Origin of the sequence: Chlorogloeopsis sp. ULAP01 (assembly GCF_030381805.1) — a bacterium.
Taxonomy (GTDB): Bacteria; Cyanobacteriota; Cyanobacteriia; order Cyanobacteriales; family Nostocaceae; genus Chlorogloeopsis.
Genome location: NZ_JAUDRH010000002.1, coordinates 63,105 through 84,073 on the forward strand (window position 1 = coordinate 63,105; position 20,969 = coordinate 84,073).

The 20,969-nt window shown below is 40.0% G+C and carries 19 protein-coding genes; 15 read left to right on the forward strand and 4 right to left on the reverse strand.

Translation table 11 applies throughout. The features are described 5' to 3' along the window. Positions 1–475: 475 nt before the first annotated feature. On the reverse strand, positions 476–1,111 hold the full coding sequence (locus tag QUB80_RS03825) for a peptidoglycan-binding domain-containing protein (RefSeq protein WP_289788176.1): 636 nt from the start codon (positions 1,109–1,111) through the stop codon (positions 476–478). A 244-nt stretch (positions 1,112–1,355) separates the two neighbouring features. Between QUB80_RS03825 and QUB80_RS03830 the strand changes: the two genes are divergently transcribed. From QUB80_RS03830 to QUB80_RS03850, 5 genes are all read left to right on the forward strand, one after another. Beyond that, on the forward strand, positions 1,356–1,967 hold the full coding sequence (locus tag QUB80_RS03830) for an alpha/beta hydrolase (protein WP_289788625.1): 612 nt from the start codon (positions 1,356–1,358) through the stop codon (positions 1,965–1,967). Between the two features lie 191 nt (positions 1,968–2,158). After that, positions 2,159–2,371, forward strand: a complete 213-nt coding sequence (gene isiD, locus QUB80_RS03835) for a protein IsiD (protein ID WP_289788177.1) — start codon at positions 2,159–2,161, stop codon at positions 2,369–2,371. A gap of 80 nt (positions 2,372–2,451) precedes the next feature. After that, complete coding sequence (gene coaBC, locus QUB80_RS03840) at positions 2,452–3,657, forward strand: bifunctional phosphopantothenoylcysteine decarboxylase/phosphopantothenate--cysteine ligase CoaBC (protein WP_289788178.1); 1,206 nt, start codon at positions 2,452–2,454, stop codon at positions 3,655–3,657. A gap of 47 nt (positions 3,658–3,704) precedes the next feature. Further along, positions 3,705–3,893, forward strand: a complete 189-nt coding sequence (locus QUB80_RS03845; RefSeq protein WP_289788179.1) for a hypothetical protein — start codon at positions 3,705–3,707, stop codon at positions 3,891–3,893. Positions 3,894–3,970: 77 nt separating this feature from the next. Then, positions 3,971–4,819 carry a 1-acyl-sn-glycerol-3-phosphate acyltransferase gene (locus QUB80_RS03850; protein WP_289788180.1) on the forward strand — a complete coding sequence of 283 codons (849 nt, stop codon included), beginning with the start codon at positions 3,971–3,973 and terminating at the stop codon, positions 4,817–4,819. A gap of 293 nt (positions 4,820–5,112) precedes the next feature. Here the strand turns inward: QUB80_RS03850 and rpaA are convergent, their stop codons facing one another. Together rpaA and QUB80_RS03860 are read right to left on the reverse strand one after the other, a co-directional pair. Further along, positions 5,113–5,856, reverse strand: a complete 744-nt coding sequence (gene rpaA / locus QUB80_RS03855; RefSeq protein WP_289788181.1) for a two component system response regulator RpaA — start codon at positions 5,854–5,856, stop codon at positions 5,113–5,115. Between the two features lie 737 nt (positions 5,857–6,593). Beyond that, positions 6,594–7,499, reverse strand: a complete 906-nt coding sequence (locus QUB80_RS03860) for a ParA family protein (protein WP_289788182.1) — start codon at positions 7,497–7,499, stop codon at positions 6,594–6,596. A gap of 527 nt (positions 7,500–8,026) precedes the next feature. On the opposite strand from QUB80_RS03860, the gene QUB80_RS03865 reads away from it, so the two are divergent. The 3 genes from QUB80_RS03865 (at position 8,027) to QUB80_RS03875 (ending at position 10,897) form a co-directional block, all read left to right on the forward strand. Continuing rightward, positions 8,027–9,418 (forward strand): AAA family ATPase, encoded by a 1,392-nt coding sequence (locus QUB80_RS03865; RefSeq protein ID WP_289788183.1) that lies wholly within the window; start codon positions 8,027–8,029, stop codon positions 9,416–9,418. Further along, positions 9,418–10,119 carry a ParB N-terminal domain-containing protein gene (locus QUB80_RS03870; protein WP_289788184.1) on the forward strand — a complete coding sequence of 234 codons (702 nt, stop codon included), beginning with the start codon at positions 9,418–9,420 and terminating at the stop codon, positions 10,117–10,119. Before QUB80_RS03865 ends, QUB80_RS03870 begins: the two co-directional genes overlap by 1 nt. A 100-nt stretch (positions 10,120–10,219) precedes the next feature. Next, positions 10,220–10,897, forward strand: coding sequence for a hypothetical protein (locus tag QUB80_RS03875; protein WP_289788185.1), 678 nt, complete (start codon positions 10,220–10,222; stop codon positions 10,895–10,897). A 23-nt stretch (positions 10,898–10,920) separates the two neighbouring features. Here QUB80_RS03875 and QUB80_RS03880 read toward each other — a convergent pair whose 3' ends face one another. Further along, the gene (locus QUB80_RS03880; protein ID WP_289788186.1) at positions 10,921–11,868 is read right to left on the reverse strand and encodes a glycosyltransferase family 2 protein; all 948 of its coding nucleotides are present in this window, start codon (positions 11,866–11,868) and stop codon (positions 10,921–10,923) included. A 164-nt stretch (positions 11,869–12,032) separates the two neighbouring features. On the opposite strand from QUB80_RS03880, the gene QUB80_RS03885 reads away from it, so the two are divergent. From QUB80_RS03885 to QUB80_RS03915, 7 genes are all read left to right on the forward strand, one after another. Beyond that, positions 12,033–13,247 carry a glycosyltransferase family 4 protein gene (locus tag QUB80_RS03885; RefSeq protein ID WP_289788187.1) on the forward strand — a complete coding sequence of 405 codons (1,215 nt, stop codon included), beginning with the start codon at positions 12,033–12,035 and terminating at the stop codon, positions 13,245–13,247. A 392-nt stretch (positions 13,248–13,639) separates the two neighbouring features. Next, on the forward strand, positions 13,640–15,976 hold the full coding sequence (locus QUB80_RS03890) for an ATP-binding protein (RefSeq protein WP_289788188.1): 2,337 nt from the start codon (positions 13,640–13,642) through the stop codon (positions 15,974–15,976). Positions 15,977–16,034: 58 nt separating this feature from the next. Continuing rightward, positions 16,035–16,478: a response regulator gene (locus QUB80_RS03895; RefSeq protein ID WP_289788189.1), complete on the forward strand. Its 444-nt coding sequence runs from the start codon at positions 16,035–16,037 to the stop codon at positions 16,476–16,478. 183 nt (positions 16,479–16,661) lie between these two features. Continuing rightward, on the forward strand, positions 16,662–16,802 hold the full coding sequence (locus QUB80_RS03900) for a hypothetical protein (RefSeq protein WP_289788190.1): 141 nt from the start codon (positions 16,662–16,664) through the stop codon (positions 16,800–16,802). A 238-nt stretch (positions 16,803–17,040) separates the two neighbouring features. Then, entirely contained in the window at positions 17,041–17,220 is a 180-nt protein-coding gene (locus QUB80_RS03905) for a hypothetical protein (RefSeq protein WP_289788191.1), read from the forward strand. 509 nt (positions 17,221–17,729) lie between these two features. Next, positions 17,730–20,606: a glycerol-3-phosphate acyltransferase gene (locus QUB80_RS03910; RefSeq protein ID WP_289788192.1), complete on the forward strand. Its 2,877-nt coding sequence runs from the start codon at positions 17,730–17,732 to the stop codon at positions 20,604–20,606. Continuing rightward, the gene (locus tag QUB80_RS03915; protein ID WP_289788193.1) at positions 20,603–20,944 is read left to right on the forward strand and encodes a cupin domain-containing protein; all 342 of its coding nucleotides are present in this window, start codon (positions 20,603–20,605) and stop codon (positions 20,942–20,944) included. The genes QUB80_RS03910 and QUB80_RS03915 overlap by 4 nt, the downstream gene beginning before the upstream one ends. Positions 20,945–20,969: the final 25 nt, after the last annotated feature.

Below are 20,969 nucleotides of genomic sequence, written 5' to 3' on the forward strand. Positions count from 1 at the left end.
CCAGGCTCATAGCCCAAGTCAGTTAAAACTGACTAAAAATCTTATTTAGTCTGCTTAAGCAGACTTGAGCTTTTAGCCCTCGAAATTTATTTCTTGGCAAACAAGAGCACAGATGTGAGATATAAGCCTCTAATATCATTTCCGGTTAATCAAACAAAATAAAAATGTTTGCTCATAGTGAGGACTTTAGTCCTCAAGCCAGGACTGAAGTCCTTACTACAAACTGTATTATTATGGGTGATTTGGCGGACATCATAATAAAAGAAACACTTGTGTTGTTTTTCCTACTGCCACGGCAGTCGCTTTATGCCGGGAAACCCGTCCACCCCCTCCGGGTACCCGGAGGGAACGCCAAGGGCGTACAGCAGTCCCCCTACCCTTCGGGAACGTCTTCGACGAACAGGTTCGGGGGTTCGCAATCGTGACGGGAACCGCCAAGACGGGGGCTGCTTCACCGCGCTGCCTCCTCTGCCTTTTACTTTGTTAAATGATTCCAGGTTCTTTGACCAACTATGCCATCTACGGCTAAATTTCGTCGATTTTGAAAAGCTTTGACAGCTGTTTCTGTCAATGCACCAAAAATTCCGTCAACTTGGATAGCATAACCATGAGATGCTAATAGCTTTTGCAGTACTCTCACACCATTACCTGTGCTACCAAAATGCAAAGTCGGTAAATGTTTACTAGTAGAACTTGAAAGTCTTGCCACCTGAGTCTTTTCTCTGATGGGCTTATTTTTGAAGCGCTGCTGTGGCAGATCACTTGCCACAATATATTTTTGTTGACGAGAGTGAGAACTTGTGTCAATTGTATCTTTGTTTAGAGCTTTTAATTTCTTCACAGAATTAGAAAAACTCTGGGAATGAAGCTTTTTTCTCACTCCATCTGTTGAATTTTGGGCGATCGCAAACGGCACAACAGAAGCTATCCCATCTGCCAATATAAATTCAGGCGGCGTGATTTGAGTTGTGGGAACTATTTCTATTAAATGACTTTGTTTTGACTGTTTAACATCATTGTCTAGCTGAGGTGGTGACTTTTCCGAGAAATTGGGCAAATAAGGTTGTCCTGCTGTCAATGCGCCCGTCATCAGCACACCAATATTACTCATTAGTATTTCATTTTACTCAAACCCATGTTTTCTTTCACATAAAAAATAATGAGCATTCCGGAATGATAGATATTTTTAGTTAAAATATATTTCATATCAATTTAATATCAAGCAATTTTAGACACCGACATCATCACTATAAATGAGTAATATGCACAGATGATAAGCTAGAGTACAATTCAGCTTGCATAATGATAAATAAAGAAAGTTTGATCACAGGAGAAAGTTTCTGTCTCTACAATTCATTGAGATTCCTCCAAGAACAGGGGAAGCACCTGAGGGATTAATCGTAACTCTGCATGGCTGGGGCGCAAATGCCGAAGATGTGGCATCTTTTGCACCGTTTTTAAACTTACCTAATTACCAATTTGTGTTTCCCAATGCACCTTATCCTTATCCTTATTCTCCTGGTGGTAGGGCTTGGTATGACTTGAGTATGGAAAATATGTATGAAGGATTATCACAAAGTCGCCAACTGCTCATCGATTGGTTGCAATCTTTAGAAAGCATCACCAGTGTGCCTTTATCGCGGACGATTTTGAGTGGCTTTTCCCAAGGTGGTGCAATGACTTTGGATGTAGGCTCAAAGTTACCTCTAGCAGGTTTAGTTATCATGAGCGGATATCTACACCCCGGCGCGATCGCAGATGTAGAAACTCGAAATTCAACAGCTTTGCCTCCAGTTTTAATTATGCATGGCAAATATGATCAAGTTGTGCCTTTACAAGCAGCAGTAAGAGCAAAAGATACTCTAGAATTGTTAGGAACTAGAGTGCAGTATCATGAATTTGACATAGGTCATGAAATTCGTCCAGATATGTTGGAGTTAATACGGAATTTTGTGATTAATATTTAAAAAATCACCAGGCTGCTCTTTTCAATATATTTACTAGGTTTGGTTAAAAAAGTTTTACAAATTCCGGTATAAATCCGGAAAAAATTTATGAAATTGGCGTCCTCGAATGAGTAAGATATATTGGGTGGCTGCGTGGAGCGCAACGAAACCCATGCTGGTTGCAAGTGCTGCTAACGGGAGAGGCGAGCAAAATGAAAACTCTAAGCATTTCTAAAACAGACATCGCTACCATGACTCCACAAGATGTGGAAGATTTGGCTACACGTTTGGAGCAAGATAATTACAGTAATGCTTTTGAAGGTTTGAATGATTGGCACCTATTGCGTGCGATCGCATTTCAGCGCCCAGAGCTAGTTGAACCTTATATCTACCTCTTAGATTTAGAACCTTACGATGAAGCGTAAATAGAGCTAATGGCTAATGGTTAATGGCTAATGGTAAGAAAACAATTAGCTGTTAGCTATTAGCTATTAGCAATAAAATTATGTTAACTCCACAACCAAGACGGGTTTTAATTGGTATTGGTGGCGGAATTGCTGCTTACAAAGTTTGTGAAGTAGTTTCTACACTCTTTAAAAATGGTGTAGAAGTGCGAACACTTTTGACTCACTCTGCACAAAAATTTATCACGCCCTTAACTCTTGCCACTTTATCTCGTCATCCTGCCTACACAGATGACAATTTCTGGCAACCAATTTATTCTCGCCCTTTGCATATAGAATTGGGTGAATGGGCAGAAGTTTTTGCGATCGCCCCTTTAACAGCGAATACGTTAGCCAAGTTAGCCTTTGGCATAGCTGATAATTTGCTTACCAATACAGTGTTAGCTTCCACTTGTCCGGTATTGTTAGCACCAGCAATGAATACCGATATGTGGGAACAGCAAGTAGTACAGCGAAATTGGCAGCAGTTAGCAACAAATAGCCGATTTCATAGTTTACAAACAGCATCAGGATTATTGGCTTGCGATCGCGTTGGTGCTGGCAGAATGGTAGAACCGCCGGAAATTTTGGCATACATCCAATCATTGCTACATACCGCAGGTAAACGAGATTTAGTTGGTAAGCGAGTGTTAATCAGTGCTGGGGGAACACGAGAGCATTTTGATCCAGTCAGATTTATTGGTAATCCCTCCACGGGAAAAATGGGGTTAGCTTTAGCACAGGCAGCACTGCACCGAGGAGCAAAGGTAACGCTAGTGCATGGCCCGTCCAATTTGGATATACCATTGGAAATAGAAGCTATTGCTGTTGTCAGTGCCAAGGAAATGCAAGCGGCAATGCTGCAAAATTTACATAGTTCTGATGTGATAATTATGTCGGCAGCTGTAGCAGATGTGAAGCCACGGGAGTATGCTCACGAAAAATTACCAAAGCGATCGCTTCCAGAGGCTTTAGCTTTAGAACCTGTGCCAGACATCATTACAGAATTAGCCAAGCACAAGCAACCACATCAAACATTAATCGGGTTTGCTGCCCAGACAGGAGATATTGTAACCCCGGCGTTGGAAAAGTTACAGAGAAAGAATTTAGACGCAATTGTTGCGAATCCGGTAGATCAGCCGGATAGTGGTTTTGGTAGTGACAACAATCAAGCGGTATTTTTAGATCAAAAAGGTCGTCACCTCAAGATACCATCTTGCAGCAAATTGCAGCTAGCTCACTATTTGTTTGATTTTGTTAGTCATTAGTCATTGGTCATTTGTTAGTAGTTAGTGGTTATTTGTTTACTACTCCTGTGCTCACGCCACGTGCTACAACGGAGCGGAGCCGGAGACGCTCCGTTGTAGGAACTGTCCGTTGGAAACCCTACCAAGAGCGCTGGCTCACCAAGGCGCTGCTCACCGCACCCTTACGGGAAGTCGCTCCGCGCCTACAAACTTCTCTCTGCCTCTGCCTTTCTTCCTGCAATCTTGACTACACGTAAAAAATCTAGGATAAAAAATTACGTACCACCCTCCAATGTACGATTACCTCTGAGAGGGAAATGAACTAGAAGGCGAAATGCCAGCATACACTGACAAGCAAAAACCGTTAAAAAAACAACTAGGATGGTGTTTGGATCAGCGAGATCCGAAATTTATCCAATCTTTAATGCCGATTTGGGAATGGCTTTACTACCACTATTTTCATGTCCAAACTAGTGGCTGGGAGCATATCCCATCTAACAAAAAAGTTTTATTCGTCGGTTCCCATAATGGTGGACTCGCTGCTCCTGATATGTTTATGATCATGTACGACTGGTTTCGACGCTATGGTGTGGAACAACCAGTCTATGGTTTGATGCATCCGACAATGTGGCAAGTAGTTCCCCTAGTAGCGGAAGCGGCTGCTAAGGTAGGAGCGGTTGTGGCGCATCCAAAAATGGCGATCGCTGCCTTGCGTTCTGGAGCTAGCGTACTTGTATATCCAGGTGGGGCGCAAGATGTTTTCCGTCCGCATTCTTTGCGAAACAAAATTTACTTTGCTAATCGTCACGGATTTATTAAGCTAGCACTACGAGAAGAAGTGCCAATAGTACCAGTAATTTCTACTGGCGCTCACGATACGTTAATTGTGCTTACTGAGTGCTATAAAATTGTCCGGCAACTCCATAACTGGGGAATGCCCTGGCTATTTGGAATCGATCCAGAAGTCTTCCCTATTTATTTGGGACTACCTTGGGGATTAGCATTAGGCCCTTTGCCCAACATTCCATTACCAACGCCTATTCATACACGCGTTTGTCCGCCGATCGTATTTGAACGCTACGGTCGTCAAGCCGCGTCTGATCGTGAATATGTCCATGCCTGCTATGAGCTTGTCCGTAGCAAAATGCAGCAAGAATTGGATAATTTGGTTAAGGAGAGCTAAACTACAGCTAATACGCAAAGATGCTTTGAAAATTACTACATCTTTGCGCTTTGTCTCAAACTAATTTCAATTGATGATGCAAGAAAATTGTTGATGAAACCTTTTAATTTAAAAATCCACGGAATTTCCCATCATAAAATAAACATATCCTAAATGCGTCCAGCTAGTCAAAGTATTAAAAATATTGCCAAATTAGTTAGAAAAAATTATGTATATATAGTTAGTAATATTGATTATATCTAAAATATAATTGGCACTCCCATGAGCGATCGCTGTATAGAGTGCCAATTATATTACTCAACTCGTGATGTGGAAACGCTCTCAGCAGATTGGGGTGCGCTAGGCAACTCTAAACAGTAGCCCGCACCATACACCGTTTTGATATAACGGGGATGACGAGGATCTGGTTCTAGCTTAGTTCGCAAGTGGCGAATGTGAACTCGAATGGTCTCAATATCATCATCTGGATCGTAACCCCAGACTTCTCTAAGAATTTCACTTGGAGAGACGGTCTGACCGTGACGTTGTAGTAAACAGTGGAGTAGCTCAAATTCCAAATGAGTCAGCTTTACTGTTTGAGCAAACCATATAGCTTCAAACCTTTCAGGAACGAGAGTTAATGGCCCGTAATTAAGGATTTCACTGTGCTTGGCTGCTTGAGGAATCCTGTCAGTACGCCGCAACAGCGCTCTCACCCGTGCCAGCATCTCCTCAACTTCAAACGGCTTGGTGAGGTAGTCATCCGCGCCCGCGTTAAAGCCTTCTACCTTATCCTGAGTTTGACTCAGAGCGGTTAACATCAACACAGGAATTTCAGCAGTGCGTTCATCACGTCGCAAGCGTTGACAAATAGTAAATCCGTCTACTCTAGGCAACATTAGATCGAGCATGATTAAATCTGGCTGTAGTTGGAGAGCCAGTGCTTGACCTTTGATGCCATCTTCGGCTTGGCTGACATCGTAACCAGCCATTTCCAAATTGACGGCAACTAACTCTGAAATTGCTGGGTCATCGTCTATGACTAGAATCCTCGGCATTATTAAAAATTTATTACTACTTATTAAGGATAAATAAGAACCTTTGGGGGATACAAAGATTGCTTTATTGATTATAAAAAATATTTTAAATTTCACATAAAACTTAAAATAAAGTATTGTAATGATGAAATGTAAACAAAATTCTCAATTTAATGTGTGATTGACCACACAATCCATCTTGTTCTGCGCCAAACAGTCTGACGATGATGACGAATTTTTAAAGAAAGGAAAATTACCAAAGACTTAATGAACACTTGATACACAGTACTTTTGGAATTAGTACTTTACTTGTATCTGCTTTTGGATTCTCGGTGATCGCTGCTATTAAGTCAAGTATCCTCATGCTACAAATTTCAAGAAAGCGATCGCGCAAAATCTTAATTTATATATCTAAGTAATTTATAAAACATACCCAGCCAGTGTTTGCAATGAAAAATTATTGCTAGTCCTCAAAGCAAGAAGCATCCACTAGCGCGATCAGCTCATTTGTTGTAGTAAATTTTGTCAGTTGAGTTGAACAGATGAAACCCAACATTTATAGTGTGTTGGGTTTCCGACATTAAACGCCACTCGCCACAAGCTGGAAAAACTTCTACAGTCAAATCATGCTTCAGACAGTACAGTTGCTCCTTCTTGCTGCCGTGCGTGAGTTTGCTTTGTAGGCAACTGATGTGACACCAATTTCTTCTTACCTTTGACTTCTGACTGGCGATTGCAATGTCAGATGTTGCCGCTCATCAATTCACAGCAGCATGCATTCTCAGCTTTTTCATCAACTCTTGAGTTAACTGAGAGAACGCTTTTGATCCTGCTGATTGAGGAGCATTTAACACAGCCGGTACAAAGCTATCAACCGCCTTAGCAACATTTACATCTACTGGAATTTGTGTTTGACAAATTTTCTCTTGATCAAAATCTTGATGAACACGCTGCATCACTTGTTTGTAATATCTGCCAGTTAACAAATTGGCATTAGACATTGTAAAGACAATTCCCAGCATTTGTATATCAATTTTTGCTTCTTGCTCATGGCTATCTTTTAATTGAGCAATACGTCTTTCCAACAACTGAATCCCCACTACAGAAAGAGGTTCTGGTTTAGCGGGAAGTATATAAAAATTACTAGTTGCTAAAGCACTACGAGTCAGCAGATTATAGCCTGGAGCACAGTCTAGGATAATAAAATCATATTCTTGACGTACTGGTTCTATGATTTTAGCCAACAAGACTCTTTCAAAACGATTCCAAATTGTTTCAAAGTCTTTTGCTGCCAAATTAACTGCTTGTCTATGCAGCATTTCTGAAATCACAAATTCATCGTATAAGTCAATATCTCCTGGTAACAAATCCAGTCCTTCGAGCTTACAAACCTGTGATTCAATTACTTCCGAAACTGCATGTTTAGGTTGAGGCTCCGGATTAATAATTTGATCTATCAGATATCTAAATGTCTTTCGTTGCTTACGGCGTCTGGCAAAGTCTACAGGCGACATTAAACTGAGTGTTGCACTAATTTGAGTATCTAAATCGAGGACTAACACCCGCTTGCCATGCTCTTTCGCTAAACAGGTGGCTAGATTGACGCTGAGAGTCGTTTTGCCGACACCACCCTTCATATTTGCAGTTGCAATTACATATCCCATTGCTTAATTCCTCTGATGACGCATCCCATCTAGGTAGCTTACACGTCCTGTTATCTCACGAAAATTTTTGGTAAATTTAACATTTTCGACACTCAAAAATTTAGTGTCGGTGGTAGTGCCTTGGTTAAGCAGTCAGATTATACCAGGCAAGGGATGTTTTTGTTCTCATAAAATGAAAGCTCGTAATTTACATTTTACAGATCTAGCCAGCAAATATTGAACATGACTGTACTTTAAGCAATATCTATATAAGTTGTCGAAAAATATTTAGCTATCTATCATTTTTTTACTTTTTTAAAAGTAATTTATACTACACAAAATCGTTTTTATACTATAAGATATAATGTATTAAATAACACACTTAAATCAAAGCTTAACCTTACCCTTACTTAACTAAAACATAGGAGAATTTACTGTCTCTAGAATTTAATCAGAGATAGGGAGTCCAAGAAAAACATTAAATAACCGAGAAGCATTCAGTTATCAGTACTTACTAATGGTTCCTATTTTTTAGAGGTAGAACGAGATTGTCTTTTAATCCTGAACTTTGCCGTAACGAAAGCGAAGTTGAAAGTAAACTAATCGTCCAATACTTGCTACCACAACTGGGTTATACTCCTGATACCTGGCATCAAGAGATTACATTTGGTAAGATTCGCCTAGACTTTTTGGCTTTTGCCGCGCAAGCTATCCCCTTTGTCTTGGATGCTAACTCACCTTTGAGTTTGGTAATGGAAGCAAAAAATCCCAAGCAGAATCTAAATAATCATGTTCATCGACTCAAGAATTATTTAATCAGCTTAAATGTAGAATATGGGTTGCTTACAAATGGCAAAGAAATTAGAATTTATCAAAAATCTCAAGATGATATTCAGCTAGTATTTCAATGTGCTGGCAAAGAATTAGACCACAGAATAGAAGAAATGAAAGCTTTAATTGGCAGGGATAGCTTAAAAGAGAAAAAATCCACAGACAATTCAGAGACTCAAACTACTGAGAACAATAAACCAAATCCTCAAACAATTTCTGATCCTAGTTCTGAAACTAAGAGGCAACATTCAATGAAAGTAATTGCTGTTTATCATAATAAAGGCGGCGTTGGTAAAACAACAACTGTAGTTAACCTGGCAGCTGCTATCAGGAAAAAAGGGAAAAAAGTTTTAGTGATTGACTTAGATAGTCAGGCTAATACCACATTTGCCACAGGATTAGTAAAATTTGATGATGAAGAATTTGATGATATCAAAGACTCTAATATTCTACACGTGATAAAATCAATAGATTTTGATTATATTTCGGAAGTCGCCAGAAAATCTAATTTTTCTAATCCAGAAATAGATGTTGTTCCTTCCCATATTGATTTAATGAAATATGAAAAAGAACTTAATGAAATTGATAATAGTAGGCTAATTTTAATTGAAAAATTGGAACAAGTACAAGATAAATATGATGTTGTACTGATTGATACTCCACCTTCTTTAAATTTGTATGCAAGAATTGCATTAATAGCTGCCGATTATCTTATTATCCCTTCGGATCTCAAGCCTTTTGCCAATCAAGGTCTTGTCAATGTTAAAGAGTTTATAAAAGGCGTTAATGCTTTTAGAAAACAAATAAGAAAAGCGCCTATTGAAATACTAGGTGTTCTTGCTTGTAAAATATCGACTAATAACCAATTTGTAAAACATACTCTGCCTAAACGACTAGAGACAATTCCAAAAAGATATAGTCTTGACGTAATTGATACGGTTATTTATGAAAGAGATGATTTGGCTAAATGTGCTGAAAAAATTCAATTAATTGGAAATATGGAGATAGCCGAACCCGTATCAGTATTAGATTTTAAACCAGATTCAACTTCAGCACAAGAATTTCAATTACTAGCAAAAGAAATTTTACAAAAAATAGGAATGGCGTAATGAAACTCTCTACATCGCTGGTTGCCGTAAAAAAAATAGCTTCAACCAAGCCTCGTTCAAATTTTGCTGATGATGAACTAGAACAAGCAGCTAAGTTAATACTAGAATCTGAAGGAGTTATTAACCCTATAGTGGTTCGCCGAACTAGTCTTCAATCATACGAGGTAGTAGATGGAGACTTTGAGTATTATGCTGCTGCTAGAGCTAGAGAAATAGATCCTCGTAAAGGTGAGATGATAGGAGTATTTATAATTGAGCCTGAAAATGAGGACAACATTACAAACCAAATCCAACTACTTAGAAAATCTAAGCCTGCTAGTCCTAATAACGGAATTGAATCACGACTTATCAATTCAGAAACTCGCATGACGAATTTAGAATCTCGTTTTGAAAATCGGACAAATGAATTACAAGCTGATTTTAGGTATGAAATTCAAAAAATTAATGAAAGATTGAATGAGATTGACAGCAAAATACCTAAACTTATTGAACCATTGGAGGCACTTAATACTCTAAGTTTAGCTGATCTGACTTCTAAACTAAAACGTGTGAATATCAATAGTAAAATAATTGAAGCAATAGTCAGTGAACGGAAGAAAGGTAAATTTATATCTTTTAGCAATGTAGTTGAACGTGTTAAAGGGTTAGGCGATAAAACAATACTTAAAATAATTGATAATTTTTCTGAAAGTAGTAACTAATTAATAAATAAACTAATAAATTATGGTATAAACTAACAAATTATAACCTGTAGAATATGTGTTTAAATTGGGTTATGCAGAATAATACTTGGGAGCTAAAATGAATGATTTGGAATCAAAAATCATTGAAATTTTAAAACGAGGCACTCCGCTAAGAGCAAAAGACATTGCGAAAAACCTTGATGTAGAAAGGCAAGAAGTAAACCACTACCTCTACTCTTCATTGAAACATCTAGTTAGCCAAGACAGTGATTACAGATGGTCATTAAAAACAACTAAAATCAATAATATTCCTCATCCCTCTACTCAAGCACCAACTCGTCAAACCGAATCCTCACAATCTGTAAGGCAAGCTAACACGTATAGTTTTACTAAACAAGAGATTCAACAAAATAGTCAAATTCAACAGCCATCACCTCAAACTCAATCATCACAACCTATCAAGCAAAGTAATCCATATGAAGTTATCAAAAGAGAACTTGCTCAAGCCTCACCAGAGGAGAAAGTAGAAATTTTAAAGAATGCTTTTAGACAAGAGTCATTTAGCAAACTAGATGATAATGAGATAAACGCTCTTCAATCAATTTTGGAGCAGTCTAAAAGAGAAGCTAGTATAGCTCACTCTGCTTATCGGCAAGGAAAACTAAGTACTCGAAAAAATATTATCTTAGCAATAGTAGCCATATCCGTTTCTTTAGCTCTTGGTGCATTGTTCGCTATAAATCAATTGACTCTAAAGCCAACGTATCAACCTACTCCTCTTCCTCAAAATCGCTAGTTATATTTTTCGTTTACCCAATCCTACCTCTGCACCATCTTCGCCAACTCAAACGCCTTACCCCTTACCCCTGTTGGCAACAAAGATAACCCTAATCCAGTCCACGCTTTCATCGGAGCAAAAGACTTACCTGCCAAAATAAACTCCCTTCCTTTGTGTGTTTCTCCCTTTTCCAGCAAGCGCAACCCCAATAATAACCGCGTTTCTGCAAGCCGCTTTCGCCTGATACACTCCAATTTTTCAGACTCAAAGTTATAACTATCCAAATACCGCAACTTATCAGTTAAATAAGCAATTGCTCGATCCAGTCCTTTTTGTTCTGAATGTACGCGATATTCCATTAATAATTCTGGTAAATAATAACCATTTTTACCCGCCAAAGCTAGCCGCACAAATAAATCATTATCTTCACAATTTTGCCAATTAGAACGCATAAACCCTACTTCTTCAAGGCTGCTGCGACGAAATAAAGTTGCGCCTATTTGGAAACTTTGTTGAATAAATACAACTTCTAATAAGTTCTTCACCACACCTTCTGGTAAATTAACTCTACCCCAACGTCGAGAATTTTCTTGAGTTTTGGCATCATCTCGAACACTGTTAATATCTATAATCCAGTGATCGGTACTGACAAAATCAACTTTAGAGTCACGCTCTAGAACAATGGCAGTACGCTCAAGAAAATTTGGGGTTAACCTGTCGTCGTCATCAAATTTAACAAAATATTCGCTTGTTGCTGCTTTAAAGCCAGAGCGCATATTATTACTTTTACCAATATGTTGCGAATGACGAATATATCTAATACGTTTATCTGTATATTGCGAGATTAATTTAGGTGTACCATCCTGCGAACCATCATCACAAACAATGATTTCAAAATCCTGATAAGACTGTTGCAATACACTTTGAATAGCTTCAGAAAGCAGTTTAATTCGATTAAAAGTAGGAATGCAAATACTAATTTTTGGCATATAAATAATTTAAAAAAATGGTGTAAATATTAAAAAACCGTTGAATATGCGATTATAAATATTTCAATTCTTACTAGATAGACGGTTGCTGGCATATACTGTAGCAAAAGTCATTCTATATACATTGCTGTACTTATTAAGATTATTCCCAAATAATTGCGTTTATGAACATTTTGATGCTGTCTTCTACCTTCCCCTATCCGCCCACACAAGGGGGAACTCAAGTGCGAACTTTTAATTTACTCAAATATCTTAGTCAGCGCCATGCAATCACGCTTGTAACTCAACGGGAAGCTCATGTCACAGACACAGAAATAGCTGAGTTACAAAATAGGGTAGATCGTCTAGTTATTTTTGAGCGCCCTCCAGATTTGGGAAGTCAGAAAGGAATGCTCCAAAAACTCCAGCGTTTCAATTTATTTTTGCAAGATGGGGTGCCGCCTAATGTCTTAAATCGTTACTCAGCCGAGATGCAGAACTGGATTGATAATTTTGTAGAGGCAGGAAAATGTGATGTCATTACTTGCGAGCACAGCGTTAATGAAATTTATGTTAGACCCCATTTCCAAAAACAAGTGCGAACATTAGTTAATGTGCATAGTTCTATCTACTGCACCTGTCGCAATCAACTAGAAACAGGCACTTCCACTAACCCTGTCAGGGATAAAGTTAATTTGCCGCTTCTGCGACGCTACGAGCAAAATTACTGCTCAAAATTTTCGGCGATCGCCGTGACAACACAAGAGGACAAAATTCAACTGCAAGAACTCAACCCCAACAAGGAAATTGCAGTCATTCCCAATGGGGTAGATTTAGAGTCATTTCCCTATCGCAGCAACGATCCGGGGGGACATCGCTTAATTTTTATCGGTGCAATGGATAATTTGGCAAATATTGATGCTGTGTGCTTTTTTTGCAATGAAGTTTTGCCAAAAATTCAAGCACGTTATCCAGATGCAACTTTCGAGATTGTTGGTTCTCGCCCAGCACCAGAAGTTTTAGCACTACAAGAAAAACCAGGAGTGATTGTCACCGGTAAAGTTCCTTTCATCGCAGAGTACTTGCACAAAGCAACTGTTTGCGTTGTACCGATGCGGACAGGATTTGGGATTAAAAATAAAACTTTAGAGGCAATGGCAGCTGGTGTGCCAATAGTAGCAAGCGATCGCGGCTTAGAAGGATTAGCTGTAGATGGTGCAAATGTATTACTTACAGCCTTACGAGCAAATTATCCAACGGAGTATGTTAATGCCATTAACCACTTATTTACTAACGCACAGCTACGAGAAGAATTATCTCGCAATGGCAGACAGTTGGTAGAAGCTGAGTTTACTTGGGATATTGCTGGTAAACGCTATGAGCAATTGTGTTTGGAGTAAATTTTCTATTTCGGGTACACAAATAGGCTAGTCCAGAATTTTGAAACAAGACTCCCGCTCGCAATTTGGTATGAATCACCTGATTTGCAGGTGCGATCGCCCTACACTCGCACCTGTATACTGGGTAAAATTCCCAAATTCCCTATGTACTGGTGAATATTGAATTAATACCAATTTAAAAAATGATTAAGGGCAGATAAATTCACCCAACTCGGATACACCAAGGCGATTTCCAATCTAAAATCAAAATTGTATAAGCGATCACGAGCAAAAAAGTATTAAAAAATTTTAAAATATAGAAAAATTTGCTTTGGTTTATGGCTTTTGCTAACAAACAAATTTAGAAATCCAACATAAAATAAACTTTTTTGAAAATTTTGAAAGTCTAATTTTTGGAGTTGTTTACAACCGATCACGATTACAAATCACTTTATACCCCAGGCTCGATCCAGTCTCATGGCGTGTTACTGGCACTCAGCGAGCCGGAACTGCAAATCCTGCAAGTTAGCAATAATACCCAAATTCATTTAGGTAGAAAACCTCAGGATTTACTAGCTCAACCTTTGAGCGTTCTGTTTGATACTACACAACTTGAAGCGATCAGACAGCATTTGCTGGAAGATATTGGTGGTGTCAATTACCTAAAATTGTTCATCCACAGGAATGGAGGCGAGCAATGTTTTGACGGATTTATACATCGAACCAAAAATAGCGTCATTTTGGAGTTAGAATTCACAGAGTCTTCTGTGGCACTGAGTTTTGAAAATGTCCATAACTTAGTCAGAGAGGCGATCGCTAAACTCAAACGAACATCAAATCTGAAAGAATTTTTACAGCTATCGGCACAAAATATCAAGAAAATTACTACCTTTGATCGAGTAATGGTTTATCAATTCGATCAGCATGGAGCAGGAGAGGTAATTGCCGAAGCCAAACAAGAGGAGTTATCAGCCTATTTGGGACTCCACTATCCTGCAACAGATATTCCAGAACAGGCAAGGGAGTTATACAAACGCAGCTTAGTCAGGGTAGTTCCCAATTTAAAAGCTCAAGCGATCGAGTTAGTTTCGATTGAGAACAACAAAAATCATCCTCTTACACTTGATTTAAGTTTATCTGTACTTAGAAGTGTTCATCCCTGCTGTGTCGAGTTCCATCAGAATATGGGTACAGCAGCCATTATCGTGATTTCACTCATCAAAAATGAAAAGCTGTGGGGATTAATTTCTTGCCATCATCAAACACCAAAAAAGATTACAAGTGAGGTGCGGAGTGCTTGCGAATTTTTGGGACAGTTCATATCGTCAGAGTTAGCCAATAAAGTGATTCAAGAAGAAGTGGATTATCAAGCCAAACTTGAATCACTGCGCTCTGAAGTCATAGAATCAATCTCCCAAGCAGACGACTTCATAGATGCACTAGTTCAGCCTGAACCTCGCTTACTCGATCTGGTTGGTGCAAAAGGAGCAGCAATTTGCCTGGATGGCGAAATTACACTGGTTGGTTCCACACCTGAGGTGAAGGATGTTTGGGAGCTAATTAATTGGGCAAACACCCAAGTTAGGGAGAACATATATTACACCGATTCTCTGCCAAAGCTTTACCCTAAGGCTAAAACATTCAAAGATACAGCCAGTGGCTTGCTGCTACTGCAAATTTCTCAACTCAAGCAGTATTATATTCTTTGGTTTCGTCCCGAAGTTCTACGTACAGTAAACTGGGCAGGAAATCCAAACGAATCCATCAAACTTGAAGCAGATGGCAGTATAACCCTTTGTCCTCGCCAATCTTTTGAAAAATGGCAGCAAACAGTTATATTCACTTCAGAACCTTGGAAATCATCTGAAATTGATAGTGCCTTTGCTTTAAGGAATGCAATTGTTGGTATTGTTCTCAAAAAGGCAGAAGAGTTAGCCAAGCTCAATCTGGAATTAGAGCGGAGCAACCAAGAACTAGCCTCCTTTGCTTATGCTTCTTCCCACGATCTCAAGGAACCATTACGGGGTATCTATAATTACTCAACAATTCTACTAGAAGATTACGCCTGTGTGTTAGATGAAGAGGGAATTGAGTATATACAGACTATTGTATCCTTATCAGTGCGGATGGAAGCTCTCATTAATACTTTGCTGCGGTTGTCGCAGTTAGGAAAAGCGGAACTACATTTGCAAGCGACTAACCTGACTCAATTACTCAACGAAGTTATCAATGTTTTTTATGCTAGTCAGCAGCAAGCTAATTTTGATATTCGTATTCCTCGACCTTTGCCAACAGTTAAATGCGATCCAGTTCTTGTTAGCGAAGTTTTTAGCAACTTAATCGGCAATGCATTTAAATACAATGATAGGACAGAAAAATGGGTTGAGATTGGCTACGTGGATGAAGAAGGGACTGGCGATTGGGTACTGGAGACTGGGAAAAAGCAGGGGAGCAGGGGAGAAATTGTACAGACGCGATTAATAGCTTCTCTACCCAATACCCAATACCTAATCCCCGATCCCCAATCCCCAATTACTTTCTACATCAAGGATAACGGCATTGGAATTCAACAGCATCACCTAGAAACTATTTTCAAACTCTTCAAGCGGCTCCATTCTCAAGAAAAGTACGGTGGTGGCACTGGTGCGGGGTTAGCCATTGGCAAGAAGATTATAGAGCGTCATGGTGGTCGAATCTGGGTTGAATCTACACTAGGTGAAGGCTCGACATTTTACTTTACGCTGGAATAGTTTAATATACATAACAAAAACCTTTTTAATTACCAAAATTTAAAACTGAAGACAACTAATGGCAACAAAACTTAAAGAATCACTGCTTGTTGTTGAGGACAGCAATGAGGATTTTAAGATGCTGCAACGCTTGATGCGGCGGATGGCTGTTCAAAACCCAATTTATCGTTGCAGTAGTGGAGACGAAGTTTTCGACTTCCTTTATCAAGAGGGTAATTATCAAAACCCTGATTTAGCACCACGACCTTCTGTAATTCTACTCGATCTGAATTTGCCGGGAATTGATGGACGTAATGTTTTAGAGAGGTTAAAGCAAGATACTAGTTTTAAGGAAATCCCCATTGTTGTCTTTACTACATCTTCTAATCCCAAAGATGTGGAATTCTGCTATGAAAAAGGTGCAAATGGCTATCTCATCAAGCCAATGGATGCTCAAGAGCTTCGCAAGATTGTTCAGGCATTTGTAGACTACTGGCTGGAAGTGAATACTTCTCCAGCGTAAGGGGAATTGGGGAGAGTGGGAGCTTTTGAAAGATTTCCCCCCTCCTGTTCAAGCGCCCCTAGTTCCTAGCCAACTTTGCAAAGCTTAAAGAAAATGATAGTGAAAATTTCGCTTAGTTGCGAATGAAAGGACTAAAATCGAAACGGACAGACTAGGACTGTAACAAAGGAGGATTACAAAGCTATGTCTGACTTAAACCGAGGAATCATGAAGTTTGAGGGCGCAGATACCCCAAAAGCAGTCACTATTTCCACGGTAGTGCTGTTGGGAGCAATTACGGCTTTAATTATCTGGGCGCTGCAAGCAGCTTATGCAGTAAATTAAACAGAAGCCTCTATTGGGGTGGAGAAACAATAAGTAGAAGGCATATGGCAGTAGACGCAAAGAGGTGCTCACCATTGTCTAAAATCGGCATTTTACATTTCATTCATGTCCACCTACTTATAGTTTTGTGTATCACCTAGAAAGGGCAAAAATTTAGAATTAGTTTGAGTGTGGGCGCAATATACTAAAAGCGCCCTTACTAATGTTATGAGGAACCGCAAAGCTATCTCTGATACCAATGTGTGGATTTTGGAGCCACTGCGGTGGTGAACCAGCGCTCTTGGTAGGGTTTCCAACGGACAGTTCCTACAACGGGGCGAACCTCCGCAACGGACTGTCCTCCTCCACAGGCGACTGGCGTAGACACGTAGACGGACGTAGTCCGGCTTCTCGCAGAGTAGTGGATAAGCGAAAGTAAGGGTTCCCCGACTTGTGGCGACTGCGTACACGCGAAGCGGGTTCTCGTTAGAGTACCCGGAGGGAGGTTTCCTCCGAAAGCGTTGCTCCTCCACAAGGAGGCTCAAAACTTTTCAAGACGGATTTTGGATTTAAACCACGATTAATAGGCTATTCCAGAGCTTTGAAACAATACTTTCATGGCAATTTAGTATGAGTGCAATTTTAAATAAAAGAATTTTTAGCCTCAAAATAGCATCCCTAGCTCAAAAAACCTGATAGTTAGTTCTCTTACCCACAATTTTGAACTGATCCAAGCGATTAAAAAACTTTTTGCCCATAATGCAGACTTGAGCTGATTGACATCAAAGAGCGATAAATACTCTATCTAGTATCGCAATATACAGAAATTACAGTAGATAAACTGTATTACCCTAAAATGGCTTGGATAAAAGCAACATTACATCGTCAAATCACAGGTAACATCAAGACAGTTATAGAAAAATATATCTAAAAAATCCAAGATTCAAAATGTCTGAACTTTGGGGTGTCTTTGTTATCTTAATTGTCTGCCCCCTCTTGGGTGCATTACCGCTAATTGCTTGGATAATCCAAGCCCTTAAAGGGCTACAATTAGCACAGGTTGGTACTGGTAATATCGGAGTCTCGTCTGCTTTCTACCACGGTGGCACGCTGCTAGGAATTTTGGCAGTCTTGTCAGAAGCGCTAAAGGGAATTGCCGCAGTTTTAATCGCTCGTGTTTTTTTCCCAGATGGATCGGCTTGGGAGTTAATAGCCTTAATTGCCCTTGTCATGGGACGATACTTGATGGGTAGAGGAGCAGGCACCACAAACGTAGTTTGGGGATTTTTGGTACACGATCCCCTTACAGCAGCATTTGTGATGTTGGTAGCAGGCATCAGCTTTACGATTTTGCGTAACCGACTACTTGCAAAATATGGAATTTTGATTCTGTTTCCGATTATTGTGGGAATTTTGCACGTAGAAGATCCATTCCGAATTTTTGCAGCTATTGCTCTTGCAGCTTTACTCGGCTGGATTTATAAACAAATCCCCGATGATTTAGATCTGCCAGTTCAACAGGCACAACCAGAGTCACAAAAAGCATTCCAGTTTTTTCGTGGCAACCGAGATATTCTTTCTCTAGACGATGATTTAGATGCTGCTGTGGTGGGATATAAAGCAGCAAGATTATCTCAACTTCAACGGTGGGGCTATCCTGTTCCTAAAGGGTGGATGCTTCTTCCCTATGATGATCCCGAAGTGTTGATTGACTTTTTGCAACCATCAGAATTAAGCCCTTTGGTGGTTCGTTCTTCTGCCATTGGAGAAGATTCGGAACAAGCATCGGGCGCAGGGCAATACGAAACTGTTTTAAATGTGACGACAAAAGAAGGCTTACAACAAGCGATCGCTCAAGTTCGGTCTTCTTATGATCGTTCTGGGGCAGTACAATATCGACGCGATCGCAATCTCAAAGAAGCAGCAATGGCAGTGCTAATTCAGCAACAAGTTCAAAGTGTGTTTTCTGGAGTAGCATTCAGCCGCGATCCCATAACTCAAGAACAAGATGTAGTGGTAATTGAAGCTTTGCCGGGAAGCGCTGCCCAAGTAGTATCGGGAAAATTTACACCAGAGCAATATCGCGCTTTTGTTGTTGATACAGAAAATTTAGCCTTGATTCAACTAGAGGGAAAAGGACGCGTACCCCAAATATTAATCAAGCAAGTTGCATACTTAGCTCGACGTTTAGAAGATCGTTATTACGGCATTCCCCAAGATATCGAATGGAGTTACGACGGACAAACGCTTTGGGTACTACAAACTCGTCCTATTAGTACCCTGCTGCCGATTTGGACGCGTAAAATAGCCGCAGAAGTAATTCCCGGACTAATTCGCCCCCTAACTTGGTCGATAAACCGTCCTTTAACTTGTGGAGTTTGGGGAGGAATTTTCGCTTTGGTGTTGGGTGAGCGTGCCTTGGGATTGGATTTTAATGAAACAGCAACACTACATTATGCTCGTGCTTACTTCAATGCGACGCTTTTAGGACAAATTTTTCGACGCATGGGTTTACCACCAGAAAGTCTAGAATTTTTAACCAGAGGAGCAAAGTTAAGCAAACCGCCATTTACTACCACATTACAGAATTTGCCTGGACTTACAAAGTTGCTGATGCGGGAGTTATTTCTAGAAAGAGACTTTAAGCGCGATTTCCGCAAGCGGCTTGCTCCTGGTTTATCTCAGTTATCTCAAGAATCATCAGAGGAGTTGGAGCCTTCGCAGCTGCTAGCCAGAATCGATTATATTTTGGAACTATTGCAGAATGCAACGTATTACAGCATCATGGCTCCATTAAGTGCAGCTGTGCGTCAGGCTATTTTTAAAGTTAAGGACGCTGAGATTGATAATAGCCTCACACCAGAAGTCACTGCTTTGCGATCGCTACATGAATTAGCTGCTACAGCCAAACACAAATTTCCGAATTTAAATCCCGATCATGTGTTTGAGGAGATGGCTCGTTCCCCAGAAGGACAAACAATTCTGATCGAGTATGACAAATTATTACAGCGTTACGGTTATTTGAGCGAAGTGGGAACAGATATTGCCGTTCCGACTTGGAAGGAAGAACCCAAAGCTGTAAAACAGTTATTCGTACAGTTAATGCAGGGAGACGATCCACCAAGATTGCAAACAAGCCAACCTAAAAGAACAAGAGATTTTCTCCAGCAACGCGTCGATTTAAAAGGACGAGTGACGGAGGTTTATTCTAAGCTATTAGCTCATTTGCGTTGGGCGTTTGTAGCCTTAGAGAAGGTTTGGTTACGCTCTGGCATCCTTCAAGAAAGTGGCGATATTTTTTTTCTAGAGTTTGAAGAAGTACGGCGTTTGGTTGAAGGTTCTGATACCAAATTAATTGAACTTTTACCAGAGATCATCGCAACTAGGCGATCGCTCTTTGCGCAATATAGCCAAATTAATCCAGTACCTCTTTTAGTTTATGGCAATACTCCCCCGGCTTTACCTTCCCAAATCTCTTTATCTAGCGATCAGACATTGCGAGGCATTCCCGCCAGCCCCGGAAGAACAGTAGGACGGGTAAAAGTGTTGCGTAATTTCCAAGCTCTACCAGAAATTGATCGGGAAACTATTTTAGTCGTGCCTTACACAGACTCTGGTTGGGCGCCTTTACTTGTCAGAGCTAAAGGATTGATTGCGGAGGCTGGAGGAAGGCTTTCTCATGGAGCCATCTTAGCACGGGAATATGGTATTCCTGCGGTTATGGATGTACATAATGCTACATATATATTACAGGATGATCAAAAAGTAAGAATCGATGGAACTATGGGTATTGTGGAAATTTCTAACGATTTAAAACCAGAATGAAATTTACTTCTGTTCACGAGATTCTAGAAGAGCCAGTTTCCCATAACCCAGCAATCAAGAAAAAGGTGATGCTACGGTTTGGAGACTTACCTGGTTTGACTAACTTTTCGCAAGCGCGTTTTGCACCCGGACAAATTGCCCCAGCACACGCGCATGACAATATGCATGAAGTATTTTTTGTCGAAGCTGGTTCGGGAATAATTCGCATTGACGGTAAAGAATATCCCCTCCATCCAGGAAACTGCATAGCTGTAGAACCAGGAGAAATGCACGAAGTAATTAATAATGGTGCAAGCGAACTTGTTCTTACTTACTTTGGTTTACGAGTTCAAGTGTAGAGACGGGATATATGGCGTCTCTACA

What these genes read in the sequence shown, in the direction of transcription:
- QUB80_RS03825 (WP_289788176.1), bottom strand. Translation starts at nt 1,111, where the DNA reads ATGAGTAATATTGGTGTGCTGATGACGGGCGCATTGACAGCAGGACAA.
- isiD (WP_289788177.1), top strand. Translation starts at nt 2,159, where the DNA reads ATGAAAACTCTAAGCATTTCTAAAACAGACATCGCTACCATGACTCCA.
- coaBC (WP_289788178.1), top strand. Translation starts at nt 2,452, where the DNA reads ATGTTAACTCCACAACCAAGACGGGTTTTAATTGGTATTGGTGGCGGA.
- QUB80_RS03850 (WP_289788180.1), top strand. Translation starts at nt 3,971, where the DNA reads ATGCCAGCATACACTGACAAGCAAAAACCGTTAAAAAAACAACTAGGA.
- rpaA (WP_289788181.1), bottom strand. Translation starts at nt 5,856, where the DNA reads ATGCCGAGGATTCTAGTCATAGACGATGACCCAGCAATTTCAGAGTTA.
- QUB80_RS03860 (WP_289788182.1), bottom strand. Translation starts at nt 7,499, where the DNA reads ATGGGATATGTAATTGCAACTGCAAATATGAAGGGTGGTGTCGGCAAA.
- QUB80_RS03870 (WP_289788184.1), top strand. Translation starts at nt 9,418, where the DNA reads ATGAAACTCTCTACATCGCTGGTTGCCGTAAAAAAAATAGCTTCAACC.
- QUB80_RS03875 (WP_289788185.1), top strand. Translation starts at nt 10,220, where the DNA reads ATGAATGATTTGGAATCAAAAATCATTGAAATTTTAAAACGAGGCACT.
- QUB80_RS03880 (WP_289788186.1), bottom strand. Translation starts at nt 11,868, where the DNA reads ATGCCAAAAATTAGTATTTGCATTCCTACTTTTAATCGAATTAAACTG.
- QUB80_RS03885 (WP_289788187.1), top strand. Translation starts at nt 12,033, where the DNA reads ATGAACATTTTGATGCTGTCTTCTACCTTCCCCTATCCGCCCACACAA.
- QUB80_RS03895 (WP_289788189.1), top strand. Translation starts at nt 16,035, where the DNA reads ATGGCAACAAAACTTAAAGAATCACTGCTTGTTGTTGAGGACAGCAAT.
- QUB80_RS03900 (WP_289788190.1), top strand. Translation starts at nt 16,662, where the DNA reads ATGTCTGACTTAAACCGAGGAATCATGAAGTTTGAGGGCGCAGATACC.
- QUB80_RS03905 (WP_289788191.1), top strand. Translation starts at nt 17,041, where the DNA reads ATGTGTGGATTTTGGAGCCACTGCGGTGGTGAACCAGCGCTCTTGGTA.
- QUB80_RS03910 (WP_289788192.1), top strand. Translation starts at nt 17,730, where the DNA reads ATGTCTGAACTTTGGGGTGTCTTTGTTATCTTAATTGTCTGCCCCCTC.
- QUB80_RS03915 (WP_289788193.1), top strand. Translation starts at nt 20,603, where the DNA reads ATGAAATTTACTTCTGTTCACGAGATTCTAGAAGAGCCAGTTTCCCAT.